Source organism: Terriglobus sp. YAF25, assembly GCF_052113305.1.
Classification (GTDB): domain Bacteria; phylum Acidobacteriota; class Terriglobia; order Terriglobales; family Acidobacteriaceae; genus Terriglobus.
Genome location: NZ_JBFRCY010000388.1, coordinates 1 through 4,319 on the forward strand (window position 1 = coordinate 1; position 4,319 = coordinate 4,319).

At 60.3% G+C, this 4,319-nt stretch carries 5 protein-coding genes and 1 tRNA gene; 5 read left to right on the plus strand and 1 reads right to left on the minus strand.

Annotated features, from left to right (window positions below):
• Positions 1 to 30: 30 nt before the first annotated feature.
• From AB4043_RS16160 to AB4043_RS16180, 5 genes are all read left to right on the plus strand, one after another.
• Positions 31 to 159, plus strand: a complete 129-nt coding sequence (locus tag AB4043_RS16160) for an Asp-tRNA(Asn)/Glu-tRNA(Gln) amidotransferase subunit GatC (protein WP_442307517.1) — start codon at positions 31 to 33, stop codon at positions 157 to 159.
• Positions 160 to 175: 16 nt separating this feature from the next.
• On the plus strand, positions 176 to 1,612 hold the full coding sequence (gene gatA, locus AB4043_RS16165) for an Asp-tRNA(Asn)/Glu-tRNA(Gln) amidotransferase subunit GatA (protein ID WP_442302162.1): 1,437 nt from the start codon (positions 176 to 178) through the stop codon (positions 1,610 to 1,612).
• Between the two features lie 263 nt (positions 1,613 to 1,875).
• A complete protein-coding gene (locus AB4043_RS16170) occupies positions 1,876 to 2,745 on the plus strand; it encodes a hypothetical protein (protein ID WP_442302161.1) in 870 nt (289 codons plus the stop codon).
• The gene (locus AB4043_RS16175; protein ID WP_442302160.1) at positions 2,742 to 3,275 is read left to right on the plus strand and encodes a DUF4112 domain-containing protein; all 534 of its coding nucleotides are present in this window, start codon (positions 2,742 to 2,744) and stop codon (positions 3,273 to 3,275) included. Before AB4043_RS16170 ends, AB4043_RS16175 begins: the two co-directional genes overlap by 4 nt.
• A 340-nt stretch (positions 3,276 to 3,615) precedes the next feature.
• Positions 3,616 to 3,692: transfer RNA gene (locus AB4043_RS16180), tRNA-Pro, on the plus strand.
• An 81-nt stretch (positions 3,693 to 3,773) separates the two neighbouring features.
• Here AB4043_RS16180 and AB4043_RS16185 read toward each other — a convergent pair.
• On the minus strand, positions 3,774 to 4,319 hold a 546-nt coding region (locus tag AB4043_RS16185), incomplete at its 5' end, for a hypothetical protein (protein ID WP_442307516.1).

Here is a 4,319-nt window from a genome sequence, read left to right on the forward strand (position 1 = left end):
GCGCAGGTCAGCGAGATTCTTGGCGGACAGATCGAAGCCTCCGCCGAGGCGCTGCGGGAAGACGTCGTGCGCCCCTCGATTGACCGGACCGCGGTGCTGCGGGAAGCACCCGAAGCGGACCACCGCTTCTTCAAGGTCCCGAAGGTGATTGAACGCTGAAGGTGATTGAACGCTAATGAATCTTGAGACCCTGAGCATTGACCAGGCGCGCGTTGCGCTGACCAGCGGTGAGACCACCGCCACCGCTCTCGCCGAAGCCCACTATGCGCGTATCGCGCAAGAGGACGGCAAGATCAACAGCTATCTCTCGCTGGCGAAGGATCGCGCCCTCGCTCAAGCATCAAAGATCGACGCTCTGGCCAAGGCCGGCGATCCACTGCCGCCGCTGGCCGGTATCCCGCTCGGGATCAAAGACGTGCTGACCATGGTCGGCTCGCCCGCGACCGCCGGATCGAAGATCCTCGAAGGCTACCATCCGCCCTATGACTGCACCGCCGTCGCGAAGCTGGAAGCTGCTGGCGCTGTGCTGCTGGGCAAGCTGAACTGCGACGAGTTCGCCATGGGCAGCTCGAACGAGAACTCCGCGTACGGCCCGGTACATAATCCCCGCGCTCTGGACCGTGTTCCCGGCGGCAGCTCGGGTGGCTCGGCCGCAGCGGTTGCCGCAGGCTTCTGTGTCGCCAGCCTGGGTACCGATACCGGGGGATCGATCCGCCAGCCCGCAGCTTTCTGCGGCGTGACCGGTCTGCTGCCCACCTGGGGCCGCGTCTCCCGATACGGTCTGATTGCCTTTGCCTCCTCGCTCGACCGTATCGGACCGTTCACCAGGAATGTGAAGGACGCCGCCACACTGCTCGGCGTGATGGCAGGTTCAGACGTGATGGACGCGACCGCATCGCACACTCCGGTCAACGACTACGTCGCGGAGAGCCAGAAACCGGTCGCCGGCCTGAAGATCGGCGTTCCGGAGGAGTACTTCGGCGAGGGTCTGGATCCCGAGATCCGTGCGGCAGTCGAGAAGTCCATCGCCGACCTCAAGGCCGCCGGCTGCGAGATCAGGAAGATCAGCCTGCCGCACACCCGCTACGCGATTCCGACCTACTACGTCATCGCCACGGCAGAGGCTTCGAGCAATCTCTCGCGCTTCGACGGTGTACGCTTCGGCCTGCGCGACAAGTCCGCGCCCACGCTGACCGGAATGTATCGCCAGACCCGCGACGCCGGCTTCGGCGCCGAGGTCAAGCGCCGTATCCTGCTGGGAACCTACGCTCTTTCCGCCGGATACTACGACGCGTACTACAAGAAGGCCCAACAGGTCCGCACCCTGCTGACCCGCGACTTTCTGTCAGCCTTCGCCGACGTGGACGCCATCGTCACTCCCATGACGCCGACCCCGGCCTTCAAGCTGGGCGAGAAGACAGACGACCCGGTCGCCATGTACCTGGCCGACGTCTACACGGTCGCGGCATCGCTGGCGGGTATCTGCGGCGTCTCCGTCCCCTGCGGAAACACGAAGGACGGCCTGCCGATCGGTGTCCAGATCCTGGGCAAACACTTCGACGAAGGCATGGCGTTGCGCGTCGCGCAAGCCGTTGAAAATGCGCAGCGATAGCTGCGCATTTTCGTTGAAAGTTGTAGGTTGAAAGTTGAAGACGTACGGCGTGGGTGGGGCAACGAACGGAGCCCCACCCATGCTTTTTAAGCGCCAGCCGGGTCGCATAGGCACAAACTGCCTACACAGTACGGTTTCAACGGGTCCCCAACGAACTTGTTCGTTGGGGTGAACTTTCAACTTCCAACTATCCAGCAACCAGGAACCAGCAACCAGGAACCAGCAACTAGGAACTGCCTTTAGCGTCTATCCTTATAGTCCCTATGAAACGCCTTCTCCCCGCCCTCGTTCTTCTCTGCGCTTCGGCCGCCTTTGCGCAGAACTCAGGCTTTGGCCCGCTAGACACCACGGCTCCCGCCGGCCTGACGCCCGACGACATCGTCAAGAAGATGGGCGCCCGCGAGAGTGAGTTCGCCAAGGTGCGTGAAGACTACGGCTTCCGGCGCACGGTGAAGATCCAGACCCTGAACGATGTGAACAAGATCGACGGCGAGTACCAGATGGTGGCCGACATCACCTTCAGCAAAGAGGGCCGGCAGGTAGAGAACGTCGTCTTCGCTCCGCAGAACACGCTGGAGCGCATCATCATGTCCCCCTCGGACGTGCAGGACATCGAACGCAAGCTGCCCTTTGTGCTCACCGCCGAAGATCTGCCGCAGTACAACATCAAATACATCGGCAAGCAGAAGATCGACGAGCTTGACACCTACGTGCTCTCCGCCGAGCCGAAGACGATCGAGAAGAACCAGCGCTACTTCCAGGGCAAGGTCTACGTCGATCAGCAGGACTTCCAGATCGTGCTGGTAAACGGCAAGACCGTTCCCGATGACCTGCGTCGCGGACACGAAGATTTGCACATTCCCTACACCACCTATTACGAGCAGATCGACGGCAAGTACTGGTTCCCCACCTACACCAAGGGCGAGGGCATTCTGCACTTTGCCGCGCAGGACGGTTCTATCGGCGAGGACGTGCATGTCCGCTCGTATGTGCGCTACACCAACTACAAGCGCTTCCGCTCGACGATCCGCCTGATCTATGAAGGTCAGGACGTGACCGAGGGAGCCGACAAGCGCAAGCAGGAGGAGCAGCAGAAGACGCCTCCGCCGGCATCCAATCCCCCGAAGCAATGAACTCGCGTCCCACAACCTACGGAGAAGTGCTTCGCCCGCGCGGCATCGGCCGCTCGGGTGCGTTCTCGGATGAGAACCTGGAGTTCCTCGCCCGGGTGCTCGACGACTGGTTCCGCATTCCCGGCACCTCAATCCGCTTTGGCATCGACGGCATCATCGGCCTAGTCCCCGGCATCGGAGACCTGTTGAGCGGCCTCGCCAGCTCCGTCATCGTCATCGCCGCCTGGGCTCGCGGCGTGCCCATTGCGGGCCTGCTGCGCATGATGGCCAACATCGGCATCGACGTAGTGGTCGGTGCAATTCCATTCGTCGGCGACGCCTTCGATATCGCCTGGAAGGCCAACCGCCGCAATTATGAGCTGCTAACCCGCCACATTACCGAGCCTCGCCGGCATACCTGGAAGGACTGGATCTTCCTGTTCCTTCTGGGAGCTATGTTCCTGGCGTTGCTTGCGGTTCCGGTCATGGTGACCATCTGGCTGCTGGGCTGGCTCCTCGGCATCCCGATGCACCCGGTCTGGCAGCGTTAGAGAGCAGTATCGACAAATCCGGGAAACTCAGAATCAGGGTGATGCAGAAATCCGAGGACCAGACGATATAAGCGCTGAAGGCCGGGGTCCCCAATGAACTTGTTCATTGGGGTGGAAAGGCGCGCCCTATATCAGCCTGGGGCAACGCCCCAGGTCTTGGGCATATTGAGAAACCAAGGGCTGAAGGCCCGCTCTATAGTTCTCAACTTAGGGAGCCCTGGGCGCTATCAGAGCAACCCAATTCATCGACGCGCCAGACCCTACCCCGGCCAGCTAAGGTAAAATCAAACAGCGCGGCGCGTCGGAGACCTCTCCGGCTGGCTCGCAGAAATTATCAAGTCGGGGCGTAGCGCAGTCTGGTAGCGCATCTGCTTTGGGAGCAGAGGGTCGGGGGTTCGAATCCCTCCGCCCCGACCATCGAATCAACCATTTAGTGCTAATTGGCGCATTCCCGAAAACACACAAGTATGCTTAGGAATCTCTTCACGCCAGCCCCTCCTACCTTCTCGACTTCAGGACTTCTTGAAGATCATTGACGAATTGTTCCGATGATTTCGCGCGTAGCGTCTTTGCATCGAGTTTTGAAGCCGAAGTGACAACTCCGTTGGATAGGACAAAGGTCCAGGATGCGATGGCGAGATATGTCTCGGTGTGTGGCACCCTTTTGAGGGCAAAAACATAGGGCACATTCAGGGTGAACTGATCGAATGCGGTCTCGACTGCCCTGACAGGTATGCCCTGAACAACAAGGACTCCACCTTGACGAGAAACAATAATAGTGTCGCCGGGGCGCACGCGACCTGAAGGGTCGGAAAACACCCGCTGCACGCGAACCGCATATTGAGTAAACAAAAATGTTTCATCCTGAACCGGCAGCGAACGCGAGATGTACGGAATTCCCTGCACTACTACATCAGAATTCGCGAGAGCCGACACCACCAAAGGAGAGACGCCCTGAGGAGGGTGAACGCCGTGATCAACAAACGCCTCAACGTTGTGCTCTTCAATGACCAGCTCGGTCGGAGTATGGCCCTGGTTCTTCGC

Coding starts and splice junctions, on each gene's coding strand:
- gatA (WP_442302162.1), top strand. CDS start 176: ATGAATCTTGAGACCCTGAGCATTGACCAGGCGCGCGTTGCGCTGACC.
- AB4043_RS16170 (WP_442302161.1), top strand. CDS start 1,876: ATGAAACGCCTTCTCCCCGCCCTCGTTCTTCTCTGCGCTTCGGCCGCC.
- AB4043_RS16175 (WP_442302160.1), top strand. CDS start 2,742: ATGAACTCGCGTCCCACAACCTACGGAGAAGTGCTTCGCCCGCGCGGC.